The following is a 16504-nucleotide window of genomic DNA, read 5'->3' on the forward strand; positions in this document are numbered from 1 at the left end:
AACGGAGGAGGATAATAAATGACTACACAAACAATTCTTCCGGTTGAATCTGAAGCGCTTCGCGCCTTGTCGGAAAGCAATAATGAACCCGGCTGGTTGACTGAGCAGCGGCTCGAAGCCTTGAAGCTTGCGAGCGAGCTGGCGCTTCCTAAACTGGAAAAGCAAAAAATTGAACGCTGGAATGTCAGCGAGTACGGCACATACAAGGCAGGTTCCGCTATTTCTTCTCTGGAAGAAGTACCTGCATCTATCAAGGAACTGGTTCAGGATCAAGCAGAAGGCAGTCTGGTCATCCAGCGCAACTCTGGTGCGGTATACTCCAAATTGTCTGCTGATCTGGCAGCCCAAGGTGTGATCTTTACGGATCTGGCAACTGCTGTGCGTGAGCATAGCGATCTGGTTAAACCATATCTCAACACGGCAGTAAAAGCTGATGAACATTCCATCGCTGCGCTGCATGCTGCATTGTGGAATGGCGGGGTATTCCTGTACGTTCCGAAAAATGTAAACATTGAAGTTCCGCTGCAAGCTGTACTGCTTACGGATGATGCTACTGCAACTTTTGCTCCTCACGTACTGGTAGTTGCTGAAGCGAACAGTTCGGTGACATACGTGGACAACTACGTATCTGGCGAACTTTCCGCACCGGTATTCCATAACGGTGTTGTGGAAGTGTTCGTTAAAGCAGGCGCGAAAGTACGCTTTGCAACGGTTCATCAGTTGAATGTGAACGTTACAGATGTATCCTTCCGTCGTGCAGTTCTGGAAAACGACGGTTCCATTGAATGGATCGTTGGCGAAATGAACAACGGAGATACAGCAAGCAATACGATGAGTGTACTGAAAGGCAACGGATCAAGTTCCGACTCCAAAGTCATTGCTGTCGGTTCCGGTTCACAGAAGATTAACTATACAACTGAAGCTCGTCACTTCGGTAAAAATACACCGAGCCAGATGATCACACGTGCAGTTATGCGTGAAGAGGCATCGGCAATTATCAATGGTATTACGAAGATCGAGAAAGGTGCTACAAGAGCCGACGGACAGCAAACAGAGAAAGTGCTGATGCTGAGCCCTAAAGCGCGTGGAGATGCCAACCCGATCCTTCTGATTGACGAGGATGATGTAACAGCAGGTCACGCAGCTTCTGTGGGTCAAGTGAATGCGGAGCAGATCCATTACTTGATGTCTCGCGGGATTAACCGTACGGATGCGGAACGCCTCATTATTTATGGCTTCCTCGCACCGGTGGTGGCGGATATTCCTTTGGAAGCACTGCGTACCCAATTGCAGTCTCTGATTGAGAAGAAGCTGGGACAATGAACCCATCCATTCGCGAGCAGTTCCCGATCCTCCACCAGGAAATCAACGGACATCCGCTCGTATATCTAGATAGCGCTGCAACTTCGCAGAAGCCTCGTGCTGTAATTGATGCGGTGAAGCATTATTATGAATATGAGAACTCTAATGTGCATCGTGGTGTGCATACCCTTGGAAGCCGGGCAACGGATGCTTACGAGGGTGCTCGTGAGAAAGTGGCGAAGTTTATTAATGCACGCCGCACGCAGGAGATTATCTTTACTCGTGGTACAACGACAGCACTGAATCTGGTGGCTTCCTCCTATGCGCGTGCCAACTGCAAAGAAGGCGATGAAATTGTTATTACGCAGATGGAGCACCATAGCAATCTGATTCCTTGGCAGCAAGTCGCCAAGGAGACAGGGGCTACATTGAAATACATTCCGCTTCAGCCAGATGGTCATATTGAACTGGCTGATGTGGAGCAGACAATCACAAGCAGAACAAAAATTGTTGCGATTGCTTATGTATCCAATGTGATGGGGCTCGTTCATCCCGTTAAACAAATCGCTGAGATTGCCCATCGAAACGGTGCGATTATCGTTGTGGATGGTGCACAAAGCACGCCGCATATGAAGGTCGATGTGCAGGATCTGGATTGTGATTTCTATGCGCTGTCCGGTCATAAAATGTGCGGCCCTACTGGAATCGGTGCACTCTACGGCAAAAAGGCGCTGCTGGAGTCGATGGAACCGATCGAGTTCGGCGGTGAGATGATCAATGATGTTGGACTGTACGATTCCAACTGGAAAGAGCTGCCTTGGAAATTTGAAGGCGGCACCCCCATTATTGCTGGAGCAGTAGGCCTGGGTGCTGCTATTGATTTCCTGGAGCAGATCGGCATGGATGAGATTGCTCACCATGAAGGTGTGCTTGCCGCTTATGCAACAGAACGTCTGTCAGAGATTGATGGACTCCGCATTTATGGTCCGGCGAAACGGCATGTCGGCGTAGTTACTTTTAATCTGGGAGATGTTCATCCCCATGATGTGGCTACGGTGCTGGATGCGAGCGGTATAGCGATTCGTGCGGGACATCACTGCTGTCAGCCGCTTATGCGCTGGCTTGAAGTAAGTTCAACGGCTCGTGCGAGCTTTTACCTATACAACAACGAACAAGATGTAGATCGGCTTGTCAGCGCCTTAATTCAGACAAAGGAGTATTTTGGCGATGCAACTTGATGATCTGTACCGGCGTGTTATAATGGACCACTACAAGAACCCGCGTAACCGCGGAACGTTTGACAATGACGTCGTTACGGTGAATTTAAACAATCCAACGTGCGGCGACCGGATTTCACTGCAGCTGATGCTGAATGACGGAATCGTTCAGGAGGCCAAGTATACGGGGGAAGGCTGTTCGATCAGCATGTCTTCGGCATCGATGATGACCGAGGCTGTGCAAGGCAAAACGATTGAACAGGCACTCGATCTGGCTAACCGTTTCTCCTCATTGATGAAAGGGGAAGAAGTCGATTTCGACGATTATGAAGATCTCGAAGCCCTATCCGGTGTGAACAAGTTCCCTGCACGCATCAAATGTGCCACTCTGGCCTGGAATGCATTACGCAAAGGAATTGACGAAGAGGACAATGTACAATAACGATAGGGAGGTCGAGCAAGATGGCTAAAAAAGCACCAGAAATGGAAGAGTATAAATATGGTTTTCGCGATGAGCATCAATCCATCTTTCAAACCGGTAAAGGTCTGACGGCGGAAGTCGTAACTGAAATTTCCCGGATCAAGAACGAACCGGAATGGATGCTGGAGTTCCGTTTGAAATCTTTGAAACAATTTGAAAAGATGGCAATGCCTAATTGGGGCGGCAATCTTGATGAGCTGGATTTCAATGACATTCAATACTATGTTCGCCCTTCGGAAAAGCAAGGAAAAACATGGGAAGAGGTTCCTTCCGAAATCAAAGAAACGTTTGACAAACTGGGTATTCCAGAAGCAGAGCAGAAGTTTCTGGCAGGGGTATCCGCTCAGTATGAATCCGAGGTTGTATACCACAATATGCAAAAGGAACTGGAAGACCAAGGCGTAATTTTCATGGATACAGATACGGCGCTCAGAGAGCACCCGGAAATTCTGCGTGAATACTTCGCTACGGTTATTCCGCCAGCGGATAACAAATTTGCTGCCCTGAACAGCGCGGTATGGTCGGGAGGAAGCTTCATCTACGTACCAAAAGGCGTAAAATGTGAAGTGCCTCTGCAAGCATACTTCCGGATTAACTCCGAAAACATGGGTCAATTCGAGCGTACATTGATCATTGCAGATGAAGACAGCTTTGTTCACTATGTAGAGGGCTGTACGGCTCCAATCTACAGCACGAACTCCCTGCACAGTGCGGTGGTTGAGATCATCTGTAAGAAAAATGCCCGCGTTCGTTACACAACGATCCAAAACTGGGCACCAAACATCTACAACCTTGTAACCAAACGTGCGGTTGCAGAAGAGAATGCAACGATGGAATGGGTCGATGGCAACATCGGTTCCAAACTGACGATGAAATATCCGGCGGTTGTACTGAAAGGCCGTGGAGCGAAGGGTTCCGTTCTGTCCATCGCTGTTGCAGGTAAAAACCAGCATCAGGATGCAGGCGCGAAAATGATTCACCTTGCTCCAGATACAACATCGACAATCGTATCCAAATCGATCAGTAAGCATGGTGGTAAAGTAACGTACCGTGGTTTGGCTTCCTTCGGACGCCAGGCAGAGGGCGCGAAATCCAACATCAAATGTGACACACTCATTCTCGACAATGAGTCCACATCGGATACGATTCCTTACAATGAGATCATGAATGACAACATCATGCTGGAGCACGAAGCGACGGTATCGAAGGTTTCCGAAGATCAGCTCTTCTACCTGATGAGCCGTGGTCTGACCGAAGCGGAAGCTACACAGATGATCATTATGGGCTTCATCGAGCCATTTACGAAAGAACTGCCAATGGAATATGCCGTTGAGATGAACCGTCTCATCAAGTTCGAAATGGAAGGTTCCATCGGTTAAGTTAATATATGTGGATTTTTCACAAGAGAAGACGAACCGTTCTGGTTCGTCTTTTTCTTTGTTTGCCTTTTTAGTACAATACAGTACATATCATATGTGAATGTAAGATGACGTTTAATTTGAATCTAATCTGGGAGGTGTGTATGCAGTATCATTACAAAGCCCTTCACATGGCAGCCTTGGAGGTCGGAATCTCAGCAGAAGAATGGGAATGGTTTGTGCAGGGAACCTCGCCAGTCATCATTGGGAGCGCTTTGTGCGTAAGGCGGTTGAGCGACTGTATATACGCAAGGAGGAACGAGAGCGAGAACTGTTATGTTTATCAGCACTTGAGCGTTATGAAGCATTCCTGCACAAATATCCTGGACTCGAAAACAGAATTCCTCAATATCATATTGCCGCGTATATTGGCATCTCTCCTGTTTCCCTTAGCCGCTTACTCAGGTAAACGAACGTGCCCCTTATGTCATTAACCTATGTTAATGCTTGACGGCTACAGTGTGCGTTACACTATGACTAGTTAAAAGGGGTGGATATCCATCCCGGATCAGATGCACAAGGAGAGATGAGTCATGAGACATATGATGATTGTATTACTTGAATTTTATCCTTCCTGGCTAGCTTTGCCACGGGAACAGCCGTAGAATGCATGCTGCTGCTTTACAGGCTACAATCGAAAAGTACAGCGGTCAGGTAAGCGTCAGATTTTTCGATGCAGAGGCATTGCCAGGTAAGGACTACACCGATTTTGTCGTATGCGAGACAGAGGATCTCAAAGCCTATCATTATTTATGGGAGGAAATTCGTGATTCAGAACCGTATACAAAAGGATATATGAAAATCAAAGATGTCATCATGGGATTAGAGAATGCATTTCAAGCATATGAACGGGAAGCTTTAGACATGCCTTAGTAAGGGTGAACTGATTTGCATCAAAATAATATTATACTGACCTCACAAGCGCTGCACCGTAGATATACAATCGGGGCGGCGTTTTTGGTTGAATTAATCCTTCTCCGCAGCAGGATACAAGCACAAGCCATTGCATCACACAGCGCATGTAATGATAGAAAAAGGATGTGAAGCTATGAATGCAAACCCTTTCGAAGGGTATCGGATTACTAGTTCCTTCGGTTATCGAATTCATCCTATACATGGGGGACAGACGTTTCATCGAGGTGTGGATCTGGTTACCGAGCCATGGAATGGCCCTGTGTATGCTTTTCTGGACGGAAGCGTACGTTTTGCGTCTGAAGGGCAAACAGGCTCCGGCTTCGGCGGATATGGACTTACTGTGGCTCTGGAAGATCATCGGGGATACCTGCATTGTTATGGTCATCTTTCTCGAATTGCCGTTAAGGTTGGTGAGCGAGTGAGAAAAGGACAACTGGTCGGTTATCAAGGCAGTACGGGCCAGAGCACGGGCCCCCATGTGCACTATGAGATTCGTAAAGCCAATTCGCCTTCCTATGGATATACGTCCAGTGAAAAAGGAGTGGTTGAGCCGGGCGCTTATTTGTTAAAAGAGTATGGCATAGTGGCTCAGGAGGAGGAGGGTCAACCGATGACCGGTGAGGAAAAGCGGATGTTTACACTGATGCAGAAGCAATTGGAGCTTCAGGGAAGCTGGATTCAAGAGCAGAAGCGTTTGTCCAATATGAGTTGTCCCGAATGGGCACAGGAGGCGCTGACTTATTATCGGCCTTATATCAAGGATAATACAGGCAGCTACGACTTCTGGAGAATGCTTGTGATCATGTACCGCAAGGAAACGGGGAAACAGGTGAAGGAAACAGACTAATGTTGTTAAAGCATATTAAACCCTGACGGAAGAAGAAGGAGAATGGAACCATCGACATGAAGCGATGTTAAATGTTACTCAATCACATCGGCTCCCGGGCTAAAAACCAAATGCGGAAGATTGCCGTTTCGCCCGGTTCATCCGGAGCTCAAGTGTCATATGTTAGGGTATACCTTATAAAGAGGAGGCAATCACATGAGCGAAGTAGGTTATGGCTGTGGAGGAAATAATGTTGGCGGCGTAGGTGGATACAATCCATGTACATCCGTTGGTGCGATCTTGGTACTGTTCATCTTGTTGGTTATCATCACAAAAGCTTTCTGTGTGTAACACAATCCTCAAATAAGATGAAAGACCAAAGGGAAGCTCGATTGAGCTTCCCTTTTCATGATGTTATTTTACATCGGTTATCCCGGCTTACTGAACATAAATCTCAACAATTGCAATATCTCTTTCTTTCGCTAAATCAATAAAGGCTTCAGAGGTCTGAACGAGCGGGCGAAAATAATCAGCCGGGTTATTCATGACGATGACACCCGTGTGTCCGGTGGTGAGTAACACTTTTTTGCCAATAAAATTTGGCAGCATATGTTTGATCAATTCTTGTGTTGCCTCGGCATTCAATTGGCCGAAACTAAGGCTATACAATTCGCATAACACGGAGATAAGTTCTTGCTTGGTCTGATAGACCCGGTTTGTTGTCATCGCGCTGTAGACATCGGCTACAGCCGTTATACGTGCATAGGGGTGGATTTCATCGCCGCGTAATCCATATGGATATCCACTCCCATCCTCGCGTTCATGGTGCTGCAGGGCAACGAGTGCAATGATCTCGTCCTCTGTGGAGGCTTTAATAATATCGTAACCGTAAAAGGTGTGCTTTTTCATTTCTGCGAATTCTTCGGTTGTTAGCTTGCCTGGTTTATGTAAGATTTCAGCAGGAATCTTCGATTTGCCGATATCATGAAGATATCCAGCCTTGGCTACAGTAAGACATTCTTCCGGGTTATATCCCATCCAGCCGGCAATATAAAAAGCAAGCATACCGACCTGCAAGGAATGGTTATAGGTGTAGTCACTATCGCCATCCAGCATAAGCAGCAGGGAGACGACGTCCTTTTGCTTTTCGAGTTGCCCCGTCAAGGTGCCTACGATTTCATCAACCTGTGATTCATCAACAAAGCCTTGTTCTATAGCTTGCTCAAACAGGGAATGCGTACCTTTGATCGTGTCGTTAAACAGATTGGTTAACAGACGGGTTTGATCGGAAGGCAAGGTTTGTTCATCAGAGTGAAGGTTGGATGCAGGTTCTACATCTGCGAAATCAATTCCATGCTGCAGCAATTTGGATATATCATCTTCACTGAGAACGGAACCTTTCATCAGCATGTGGAGACCTGAAGCGTTGTAGATATCGTTTTTTAGCAGGTCGCCGGGTTTAAGATCTGTAACATGCACTCTCACGTATAAACCACCTTTTTCCTCGACTAATATCGACACATATCAATATAATAACAAGAAAAAAATGGGCTGACAACGACTTGTTTACTATTCATAGGTTTCTGTAAACCGCGTGTAGTCTCATTTTTTTCTAGTCCATAGGGTTCCAAGGACCCAATTGATGACCTTTCCATTCAGAGCCATCTTCCCAGACTTCTTTTTTCCAAATGGGGACCGTTTGTTTCAGTTTTTCGATTGCATAACGACTCGCATCATAACAGTCACTACGATGAGGGGAAGACACAGCGATGACGACACTGATCTCTTCTACATCCACTTTACCGATCCGATGACTGATGGCAGTTTGCACACCGGGCCAGCGTTCCGAAATCTCCGCTCCGATGGCGGACATTTGGGAGAGAGCCATCGGTACATACGCTTCATACTCCAGAAAAACAGTGCGCTGATCGCCTGTCATTTCCCGGGTTGTGCCTACAAAAGTCAAAGTAGCCCCATGATTGGCAGTGATCACCAGATTGGTGGTGGCTTCAACAGACAAGGCAGCATCGGTAATGAGGAACAGGCCATCTTCAGTGCGATGCTCTTGTGTTTGAGGGGAATCCTGCTTGTTATACTCGGGACTTGAAGAACCATCTCCTCCAGATACAGGGGGAATCAAAGCAAGTTCGTCTTCCGCTCTAAGTATAGTATCGGCCGGAGCGTACTTTTGATTTACTGCCAGAAAGGATGAACGAATCTGGGAGGCCGCTTCAGGGTAAGCAGCGCTTAATTGTTCCTTGAGTATGGAGGCTGTAGGTGTATCACCATCGAATTCAAACAATAGCTGTGATGTATTTAAACGTTCTGCAATGCCTGCAAATAGTTGAATGGTCAATTTCATAGATTGAATCACCTCTTTTTGATCTCTAAACCTTATAAATATATCATAACGACGTAGAAAATGTTATTCTTATCTATTAGAAGAATGTACGTTTTAATGAACGGCAGGGGAGGCACTTTAATGCACAGCAGCGAGAAGCAGACATTAACCATTTTACACACCAATGATCTTCACAGTCACTTCGGCTCTATGAGTGCGATTGCTGCTATGATTAGTCAGGAACGTGCACAGGGCGGACACCTGCTTGTGCTTGATATTGGTGATCACATGGATCGAATGGCTGTTGAAACGGAAGGCACACTCGGCATGGCGAATGTCGATGTAATGAATCTGACGGGTTATGATGCGATAACGATCGGAAATAACGAAGGCCTGACCTTTACGGCGGAACAACTTGCACAAGCCTATAATGCACTTCTCTGTCCGATTGTATGTGGCAATGTAGTGGAGCGTGCTACGGGACAACCTCCAGCATGGATGCAGCCATCTGCGATTATTGACAAGGGGCCATTCCGAATCGGCCTGCTGGGCGCAACGGCTCCTTTTAATACATTTTACGAGTTGCTCGGATGGCAAGTGCTGGACCCGGTAGAGACGTTAAAGGACCAGGTTAACAAGCTGCGCGGACAAGTGGATGTCATTATCGTGCTTTCACACCTTGGTCTATCGACGGACCAAAGGCTGGCAGAGCAAACGGAAGGTATTGATGTGATTCTTGGCGGACATACCCATCACATTCTGGAAGAACCGCTCGTTATAGGACAGACGGTGCTTGGTGCTGCAGGCAAATTTGGACAATGGCTCGGAAAGGTTGTGCTGGAACGAAGCATTGAAGAAGGAACGCTGCGTCTGGTGAACAGTGGCTGTGTCCCTATACAGGAGGAACTGCTGGAAGAGAACGTATCGTTGGCGATTCGGGCGAACGGAAGAGAAGCCGAGCGTGTGCTGGATCAGACGGCCGTTATTACGGAACGGGAGCTGTCGATAGATTATGAGCGGGAATCCGCTTTTGCCACCTTGCTTGCGCAAGCCGTAAGGCAATTTACAGGAGCTGAACTGTCACTTGTGAATGCGGGTCAGCTGCTTGGAAATCTTCCACAAGGGCATATCACCAAGGGATTGTTACATTCCTTATGTCCATCTCCGATAAATGCTTGTACAATATGCTTGAATGGAAGCCAGATTCGTGAAGCACTTGAGCAGTCGCTGCTGCAGGAATTTGCTCATAAACCTATCGTAGGATTTGGCTTCCGGGGCAAGATTCTGGGTATGTTATGCATGGACGGAATGGAAGTAAGGTATGACCCGAATGCACCTGCATATCACCGGATTCAATCGATTGTGGTGAACGGAGCTCCTATGGAAGATCAGCGTGAATATGTTGTTGGAACGCTTGACATGTTTACGTTTAATGTGGGATATCCATCCCTGGCTCAAGGAAGCAATATCAAGTACCATCTTCCAGAGTTTATACGAGATTTGGTGGAAAAAGAATTAAAGCGGCCCGGGGCGCTGGAGGAGAGCCTGCGGTCTCGCTGGTTTCAAAGCTAGAACGACAAGACTGCCTTCTGCTGAAGAGCGGCTAGTGTTCATTACATCTACGGAGCGGGAGAGGATAGGCTGTGCGTTTAGTACATATAAACTTATTGCAGCCTGGCATGAAGCTGGGAAAACGAATTTTTAGTGAGGAAGGTCTGGTCTTGCTCAGTGAGGATGTAGAACTGACGAGTCGGTTGATCGGGCGATTGAAGGATCTCGGGATTGGATATGTGTATATTCAGGATGCAGCGACAGAGGATATTGTTGTACCCGACATGCTTCAGGAAGAAACGAAGCGAAGAGCGCTTGTGGAGATCAAGCAGCAGTTTCAACATATGTCCGGCTTCAGAAGCAAAAGTCAGATTCCTCATTTTGGCAAAGCGCTTAGTGGTGTAATGAATAGTATACTGGAGGACATTGGAAGTCAAAAAGAAGCGATGATCATGTTAATGGACATGAACTCCAGTGACTTCGACCTGTATAACCACTCGCTGAATGTATGTGTCTATACCCTTGTTCTGGGCGTAGCCTCAGGCTACTCGCGCCAGCAGCTCATGGAGATTGGCTTGGGTGCTCTGCTGCATGATATCGGAAAAACACAGATTGCCTCTGAAATTTTACATAAACCCTCACGTCTCAGTGACGAGGAATTTAAAATTATTCAGCAGCACACCACATATGGGCATCGCATCCTTAAAGATGAACCCGGAATTCCGCTGCTGGCTGCACACTGCGCTTTGCAGCACCATGAACGCATTGATGGCAGCGGCTATCCTTCCGGTTTGAAAGGCAATGAAATCCATGAATACGCCAAGTGGATTGCTCTTGCCGATTCCTACGATGCGATGACGACCAATCGGGTGTATCGTAAAGCTTTGCTTCCTCATCAAGCTGTGGAAGTGTTATACACCGGCTCAGGTACGCTTTACGAGCAGCGGATGCTTGAAAAATTCAGAGACTGTGTCGCGATTTACCCCGTAGGTCTGTCTGTAACGCTGAGTACGGGAGAAGTTGGCGTGGTGGCGGCCATTCAACCGCGTGTGCCGCAGCGACCGCTTGTTCGTGTGCTTAAAGATGCAAGAGGTGAAATGCTCGCTTCACCGTACGAAGTCAACCTTGCTACAGAGCTTTCGGTGATGATCACAGGGGTGGAAGGCGTGGACTCTAGTGCTGCAATTCCAATGGGCGAACCGCTGAATAACTGATTAAGCAGGATATGGCCAAACGCTTAAGTGTATACCGGGAGCTTAAAGCTAATTTCCCGAAGCTGCACGAGCGTTTTTTGTCATCCAGGGCGTGTCTGTGCAGTATAATTCATAATTGTGCTATGATAAAAGATAACTCCTAAAAGAGTGATCTCGGATATGATGTAAAATGAACATTTTAGGTTAATAAAAGGAATAAGGTGAAGAACTATGACCATGCTAAACTCAGGATCGGTACAACCGATGCCTTTATCGCCCGCGAATGATCCGTGGGACCCGATCGGCTCTCTGCGCAAATATGGACGGCATGTGCTGACCAGTGTAGAAATGACGGTGACACATCTGTGCAATATGCGGTGTGAACACTGTGCCGTAGGGGATATGCTTACTATGCAGGAGGCACCGGCTCTCCCGCTTCCATTGATGCTGAAACGCCTGGATGAGGTGGAGCACCTGCAGACCATCAGTTTGACAGGGGGCGAGCCCAGCTTCAGCCAGAAAACGGTGGATGAGATGATTATTCCACTGCTTAAATATGCCAAGGAACGCGGAATCCGTTCCCAGATCAATTCGAATCTGACACTTGACATCAGCCGATATGAAAAGCTGCTTCCGTATCTCGACGTCATGCATATCTCTTTCAACTATTTGAATGCCGATGATTTTCATCAGGTCGGGTTTGCGAACAGCGGCAGACCGGTGAAGCGTGAAGTGGCGGTGAAGATGTATGAAAAGATGATCGAGAACTCACGTAAGCTGAGCGAAGCTGGCATGTTTATTTCTGCCGAGTCCATGATCAACTATCGTACACATGACAAGCTCGAAGGCATTCACCAGCTGATTCGGGAGATGGGCTGTGTGCGGCATGAGGTCCATCCAATGTACAATTCCAACTTTGCCTCGTCGCTGCCTGTGTTGTCACTGGACCATATGAGAGCAGCTATTCATCGTTTGCTGGATGTACGTGATAAAGACATGTGGATGCTGTTCGGAACACTGCCATTTTTTGCATGCAGTGCGGCTGAACAGGATCGTGAACTGATTCAGCGGTTGTACAGCGAGCCTAATGTGACGGTTCGCAATGATCCCGACGGGCGTAACCGTGTTAATGTCAACATGTTTACCGGTAACGTGTACGTTACGGATTTTGCTGATATTCCGGCTTTCGGCAACATTCATGACCGTAAACTGGATGATGTGTTCCATGAATGGTCTGCGGAGCATCCGCTGAACCAGACGGTGAACTGTCATTGTGATGCAGCTTCCTGCTGTGGTCCGAATTTGCTGGTCGCTGACATGTATTACAAAGGTGTTGACTTTAAATCAAGAAAAGCAATTACACGTTGATATTCCAGGTTCATTCCTGAAATAGATAGAAAAGGGGAGTTTCAACTTGGAAGTGCATACCGAGTTTCATTTTGGACAGCTGGCATTTAATTTGATCTGTGTCTTTTTGCTCGTCTTTTTGAATGGCGTATTTGTCGCTGCGGAGTTCTCTCTGGTCAAAGTACGACAGACACGCCTGACGCAATTACAGAGTGAGGGGAATCGTCTGGCCGGGTATGCATTGAAGGTGAATAGTAGACTCGACGCTTATTTATCAGCAACGCAGTTCGGGATTACACTAACGTCTCTCGGGCTAGGGTGGCTGGGGGAGCCCGCCATCTCCAAACTGCTTGTGGAGCCCCTTATGTTCAAGCTGGGTGTTACGGATACGGGGCTGATCGCAACGGTATCGGTCATCATCGGATTCTGTATCATTACGTTTCTGCATATTGTTCTTGGTGAGCTGGCACCCAAATCTCTGGCGATTCAGAAAACAGACGGGATTGCGCTGCTCTTGTCAGCGCCACTGCTGTTATTTTATAAAATCTTCTTTCCGTTCATCTGGGTGCTTAACGCCTCAGCGAATGCTTTATTACGTCTTGCTGGTATTGAACCAGCTAGTGAAAGTGAAGCCCATTCCGAGGATGAGCTGCGTATCCTGATGAAACAGAGTGCCAAGAGCGGTGTCATTGACAAGGATGAGATCAAGCTGATGGACAATATATTTGATTTCTCCGACATGCTGGCTCGGGAGGTCATGCTGCCCCGTACAGACATGGACTGTTTATATACCCATCTCTCGCTGGAGGAAAATCTGAAGATCATCAATGCGACCAAGCATTCCCGTTACCCGGTGGCTGTCGAGGATAAGGATGAGATTATCGGTTTCATCCATATTACCGATCTGCTGCTGGCTGAACCGGAGCAGCAGCAGGATCTCGCTGCACTGGTGCGCCCGATTCTGAACGTACCCGAGTCGATGGAGATTAGTCATGTGCTGCGCCTGATGCAGAAGAAGCACTCCCAGATGACCCTCGTCGTGGATGAATACGGTGGAACTGCCGGGCTGCTGACAGCGGAAGAGATTCTGGAAGAAATCGTTGGTGATCTGTATGATGAGTTTGAAGATGAGCGACCGCATATGGAGCGAATCGGTGATGCTTTTTCAATAGACGGACGTTCGCTGATTGAGGATGTTCATAAATGGACTGGAGCAGTGATCGAGGACGAAGACGTTGATACGATAGGCGGCTGGTTGTTCAAAGAGCTGGAGGGCAGTCCGGCTAAAGGTAAAACCAGGGAACAGAACGGATATGTTTTCGAGGTGGAGGAATCCACGCGGCTGCGCATCAATCGGGTGAAGGTGTACAAGCAGATGAAAGACCCGGATACAAGCGCAGAAGCGAAAAACGGTAATCCATTGCCAGTTCAAGAGGAAGACCATAACAACAAGTAAAGCAAGGCCTTTGAAAGCAGTGTGCATACACGTCTTTCAAAGGTCTTTTTTTGTGCTCATTTTATAAAAAGAGGATTATCCTCTGCTAGCCTGACATATGGTTATAAGGACAGGGAAGGTTGGGGCTGTAAGCATAGTTGTTTAAATCAAGTATTGCTGGAATGCAAGTCAGTGGAGTACAAAGGAGGCTGTTGGAATGAAGGATCCGCAGGTTCGGGCATATGTGCCTTTTAGAGGTCCATTTGATCCGTGTAAGCCCATAGGCATTCGTACGTACCTGGTTCCACCGCAGTTGTTTATCCCATTTCAGCCGATGGGCTGGCCACAATACAGTCCGGCTGAGGCGTTGAGAGTAGGCACGTTGTGGCCCGCATTATTTAGTCCGTATACATCGAAGAAAACGAAGGAAAGGGCGGTGGAGAGCGATGCAGAAGGAGCAGCAGCCGAAGGCTTGTGACGCCAAATATTATGAACTGCTGGAGGAGCTGCAGGCGCTGGATTTTGTGCTGGTCGAGCTGAATTTGTATCTGAACACACATCCGGGAGATTTTCAAAGCATTGAGCAGTATAACAAATTCAGTCAGGAGCGCATGCGCGTGGCACATGAGTTTCAACAGCTATATGGTCCGTTGACTAACTTTGGTCATGCATTTTCCAAATATCCGTGGGAGTGGTCACAGACACCTTGGCCTTGGCAAGTCTAAAAATCGAAGGAGGCGTCCTGTACAATGTGGGTTTATGAAAAAAAATTGCAATATCCGGTGCGGGTAAGCAAATGTGATCCTCATATGGCAAAGCTGCTGATGGAGCAATATGGCGGTGCGGATGGAGAACTCGCGGCAGCTCTGAGATACCTGAATCAACGTTATACCATTCCTGACAAAGTGATCGGTGTGCTGAACGACATCGGTACGGAAGAATTTGCGCACCTTGAGATGATTGCAACGATGATCTACAAACTCACCAAGGATGCCACCATCGAACAGCTGGAGCAGGCCGGGCTGGATGCCCATTATGTTGCACATGACAAAGCACTCTTTTACAACAATGCTGCTGGTGTTCCCTTCACGGCAACCTATATTCAGGCCAAGGGTGATCCAATCGCGGATCTGTATGAGGATATCGCAGCCGAAGAGAAGGCCCGGGCTACATATCAATGGTTGATTGATTTAACGGATGACGTGGATTTGCAGGACAGTCTGAAATTTTTGCGGGAACGGGAGATTGTGCACTCGCTGCGCTTCCGGGAAGCCGTTGAAATTCTCAAGGATGACCGGGAGACGAAAAAAATTTTCTAGGGCATGTCTGAAAACGCTGAAGACAGCAGAGATTATCGGCAGTCCGTGAGGGCTGTCTTTTTGTACGGGGAAATGAAAAAGGACGAATCAGAGGGATGTGCCCCTTAAATTCGCCCTGCGGGTATAAAATGATGATGCATAAATGCATTAATATTCAACAACCATGGCAACATTTTGCCACCCGGCGCCAACGGTCCAGAACAACACCTTGTCACCGCGCTGTACCTTACCCGAAGTAATGGCTCGATGCAGTGCTATAAACGGACTGCTGGTAGAGGTATAACCGAACTCGTCTCCAACATATACGGCGATATCATCAGCGATGCCGATATTCCCCGATACCGCACGGATATTCGCTATGGACAGCTGGGAGAAACAAGCGGCTTTGATCTCGTCCAGTCTGATCTCGTTCCGCTGCAGCAAGGTCCGAATCGATTCGGAGGCGGCGTCAACACAGATCGAATCGTCAAACGGTATGAATTTGACATGAAAGGCTCCTGCATCCACTCCGGTGCTCCCCAGCTTGGCGAGTCCTTCGGCGGGGAATAACGAATTTTGATACACACAGGTATCCGTCTGATAGATCGAATCGATAAAACCAACAGCGTGCTCATCCCGTTCAACAATGACGGCCGCAGCTGCATCTCCGAAATTGGCGAAATATACCGGATCATCCGGACTCGCGTGGGGAGCAATATAATCCGAGCCGATAATCAAGGCACGTTTGATTCGCGGATTGCCGAGCATTTGACGACTGACCTGTTCAAAGGCTGCGGTCATGCCTGCACAGTTGGCATTGCTGTCGATGCAGATGGTGTGGGCTGCTCCGCTGATCAGATGATGAATCATTAAGGAATTCGTAGGGAAAATATACTCCGGTGTTTGGCTTGCGTACGCAATCAAGTCTATATCCTGGCCGGTGAAGCCGGTTTTGGCGAGAAGAAGTCGCGCTGCCTCAAGGGCCATAGTCAATGAATTTTCGTCATCGCGATCAATCTTGTAACGCGAATCACGTCCGAGTGCTTTTAACAAACCGCGTATATCCACCCCTCTTGCATCAAAATGTTCAATGTAAAAGTCATTGTGCACCTTGGTTTCAGGGTGATATATATCGATATCTACAATACGAATTCCAGCCATCGTCATCCTCCTCGTAAGT

General features: G+C 47.6%; 16 protein-coding genes and 2 pseudogenes. 15 read left to right on the top strand and 3 right to left on the bottom strand.

Translation table 11 applies throughout. From position 1 onward, the window contains the following. Window positions 1-18 precede the first annotated feature (18 nt). The 8 genes and pseudogenes from sufD (at window position 19) to HNR77_RS29895 (ending at window position 6510) form a co-directional block, all read left to right on the top strand. On the top strand, window positions 19-1323 hold the full coding sequence (gene sufD / locus HNR77_RS00185; protein WP_184179502.1) for a Fe-S cluster assembly protein SufD: 1305 nt from the start codon (window positions 19-21) through the stop codon (window positions 1321-1323). Beyond that, window positions 1320-2540, top strand: a complete 1221-nt coding sequence (locus HNR77_RS00190) for a cysteine desulfurase (RefSeq protein ID WP_184179505.1) — start codon at window positions 1320-1322, stop codon at window positions 2538-2540. Before sufD ends, HNR77_RS00190 begins: the two co-directional genes overlap by 4 nt. Next, window positions 2530-2961 (top strand): Fe-S cluster assembly sulfur transfer protein SufU, encoded by a 432-nt coding sequence (gene sufU, locus HNR77_RS00195; RefSeq protein WP_184179508.1) that lies wholly within the window; start codon window positions 2530-2532, stop codon window positions 2959-2961. Before HNR77_RS00190 ends, sufU begins: the two co-directional genes overlap by 11 nt. A 20-nt stretch (window positions 2962-2981) precedes the next feature. After that, window positions 2982-4379, top strand: a complete 1398-nt coding sequence (gene sufB, locus HNR77_RS00200) for a Fe-S cluster assembly protein SufB (protein WP_111271525.1) — start codon at window positions 2982-2984, stop codon at window positions 4377-4379. Window positions 4380-4614: 235 nt separating this feature from the next. Next, window positions 4615-4827, top strand: a pseudogene (locus HNR77_RS30040) (Crp/Fnr family transcriptional regulator); the annotation flags it as partial. Window positions 4828-4951: 124 nt separating this feature from the next. Further along, a pseudogene (locus HNR77_RS00205) lies at window positions 4952-5291 on the top strand (darcynin family protein). A gap of 175 nt (window positions 5292-5466) precedes the next feature. Continuing rightward, entirely contained in the window at window positions 5467-6180 is a 714-nt protein-coding gene (locus HNR77_RS30515; RefSeq protein ID WP_184179511.1) for a M23 family metallopeptidase, read from the top strand. A 195-nt stretch (window positions 6181-6375) separates the two neighbouring features. Further along, window positions 6376-6510 (top strand): YjcZ family sporulation protein, encoded by a 135-nt coding sequence (locus tag HNR77_RS29895; RefSeq protein WP_216520192.1) that lies wholly within the window; start codon window positions 6376-6378, stop codon window positions 6508-6510. Between the two features lie 87 nt (window positions 6511-6597). Here HNR77_RS29895 and HNR77_RS00215 read toward each other — a convergent pair whose 3' ends face one another. After that, entirely contained in the window at window positions 6598-7644 is a 1047-nt protein-coding gene (locus HNR77_RS00215) for an HD-GYP domain-containing protein (RefSeq protein ID WP_184179514.1), read from the bottom strand. 127 nt (window positions 7645-7771) lie between these two features. Then, on the bottom strand, window positions 7772-8521 hold the full coding sequence (locus HNR77_RS00220; protein ID WP_184179517.1) for a molybdenum cofactor biosynthesis protein: 750 nt from the start codon (window positions 8519-8521) through the stop codon (window positions 7772-7774). Between the two features lie 120 nt (window positions 8522-8641). Here HNR77_RS00220 and HNR77_RS00225 point away from each other — a divergent pair, with 120 nt between their 5' ends. The 7 genes from HNR77_RS00225 to HNR77_RS00255 all read left to right on the top strand — a co-directional run bounded on the left by HNR77_RS00225 (window position 8642) and on the right by HNR77_RS00255 (window position 15345). Continuing rightward, window positions 8642-10072 carry a bifunctional metallophosphatase/5'-nucleotidase gene (locus HNR77_RS00225; protein WP_184179520.1) on the top strand — a complete coding sequence of 477 codons (1431 nt, stop codon included), beginning with the start codon at window positions 8642-8644 and terminating at the stop codon, window positions 10070-10072. Window positions 10073-10179: 107 nt separating this feature from the next. After that, complete coding sequence (locus HNR77_RS00230) at window positions 10180-11265, top strand: HD-GYP domain-containing protein (protein ID WP_184179523.1); 1086 nt, start codon at window positions 10180-10182, stop codon at window positions 11263-11265. A 210-nt stretch (window positions 11266-11475) separates the two neighbouring features. After that, on the top strand, window positions 11476-12612 hold the full coding sequence (yfkAB, locus tag HNR77_RS00235) for a radical SAM/CxCxxxxC motif protein YfkAB (RefSeq protein WP_145403023.1): 1137 nt from the start codon (window positions 11476-11478) through the stop codon (window positions 12610-12612). 46 nt (window positions 12613-12658) lie between these two features. Then, window positions 12659-14047 carry a hemolysin family protein gene (locus tag HNR77_RS00240; protein WP_184179526.1) on the top strand — a complete coding sequence of 463 codons (1389 nt, stop codon included), beginning with the start codon at window positions 12659-12661 and terminating at the stop codon, window positions 14045-14047. A gap of 196 nt (window positions 14048-14243) precedes the next feature. After that, window positions 14244-14504 carry a spore coat associated protein CotJA gene (locus HNR77_RS00245; RefSeq protein ID WP_145403021.1) on the top strand — a complete coding sequence of 87 codons (261 nt, stop codon included), beginning with the start codon at window positions 14244-14246 and terminating at the stop codon, window positions 14502-14504. Beyond that, a complete protein-coding gene (locus tag HNR77_RS00250) occupies window positions 14473-14751 on the top strand; it encodes a spore coat protein CotJB (RefSeq protein ID WP_184179529.1) in 279 nt (92 codons plus the stop codon). The genes HNR77_RS00245 and HNR77_RS00250 overlap by 32 nt, the downstream gene beginning before the upstream one ends. A gap of 24 nt (window positions 14752-14775) precedes the next feature. Beyond that, window positions 14776-15345 (top strand): manganese catalase family protein, encoded by a 570-nt coding sequence (locus tag HNR77_RS00255; RefSeq protein ID WP_184179532.1) that lies wholly within the window; start codon window positions 14776-14778, stop codon window positions 15343-15345. 147 nt (window positions 15346-15492) lie between these two features. Here the strand turns inward: HNR77_RS00255 and HNR77_RS00260 are convergent, their stop codons facing one another. Next, complete coding sequence (locus HNR77_RS00260) at window positions 15493-16485, bottom strand: 3-oxoacyl-[acyl-carrier-protein] synthase III C-terminal domain-containing protein (protein WP_184179535.1); 993 nt, start codon at window positions 16483-16485, stop codon at window positions 15493-15495. Window positions 16486-16504 lie beyond the last annotated feature (19 nt).

Origin of the sequence: Paenibacillus sp. JGP012, from assembly GCF_014203995.1 — a bacterium.
Classification (GTDB): domain Bacteria; phylum Bacillota; class Bacilli; order Paenibacillales; family Paenibacillaceae; genus Paenibacillus; species Paenibacillus silvae.

Bases quoted from the DNA above. Each gene is read 5' to 3' on its own strand.
- sufD (WP_184179502.1), top strand. From the start codon at position 19: ATGACTACACAAACAATTCTTCCGGTTGAATCTGAAGCGCTTCGCGCC.
- HNR77_RS00190 (WP_184179505.1), top strand. From the start codon at position 1,320: ATGAACCCATCCATTCGCGAGCAGTTCCCGATCCTCCACCAGGAAATC.
- sufU (WP_184179508.1), top strand. From the start codon at position 2,530: ATGCAACTTGATGATCTGTACCGGCGTGTTATAATGGACCACTACAAG.
- sufB (WP_111271525.1), top strand. From the start codon at position 2,982: ATGGCTAAAAAAGCACCAGAAATGGAAGAGTATAAATATGGTTTTCGC.
- HNR77_RS30515 (WP_184179511.1), top strand. From the start codon at position 5,467: ATGAATGCAAACCCTTTCGAAGGGTATCGGATTACTAGTTCCTTCGGT.
- HNR77_RS29895 (WP_216520192.1), top strand. From the start codon at position 6,376: ATGAGCGAAGTAGGTTATGGCTGTGGAGGAAATAATGTTGGCGGCGTA.
- HNR77_RS00220 (WP_184179517.1), bottom strand. From the start codon at position 8,521: ATGAAATTGACCATTCAACTATTTGCAGGCATTGCAGAACGTTTAAAT.
- HNR77_RS00225 (WP_184179520.1), top strand. From the start codon at position 8,642: ATGCACAGCAGCGAGAAGCAGACATTAACCATTTTACACACCAATGAT.
- HNR77_RS00230 (WP_184179523.1), top strand. From the start codon at position 10,180: ATGAAGCTGGGAAAACGAATTTTTAGTGAGGAAGGTCTGGTCTTGCTC.
- yfkAB (WP_145403023.1), top strand. From the start codon at position 11,476: ATGACCATGCTAAACTCAGGATCGGTACAACCGATGCCTTTATCGCCC.
- HNR77_RS00245 (WP_145403021.1), top strand. From the start codon at position 14,244: ATGAAGGATCCGCAGGTTCGGGCATATGTGCCTTTTAGAGGTCCATTT.
- HNR77_RS00250 (WP_184179529.1), top strand. From the start codon at position 14,473: ATGCAGAAGGAGCAGCAGCCGAAGGCTTGTGACGCCAAATATTATGAA.
- HNR77_RS00255 (WP_184179532.1), top strand. From the start codon at position 14,776: ATGTGGGTTTATGAAAAAAAATTGCAATATCCGGTGCGGGTAAGCAAA.
- HNR77_RS00260 (WP_184179535.1), bottom strand. From the start codon at position 16,485: ATGGCTGGAATTCGTATTGTAGATATCGATATATATCACCCTGAAACC.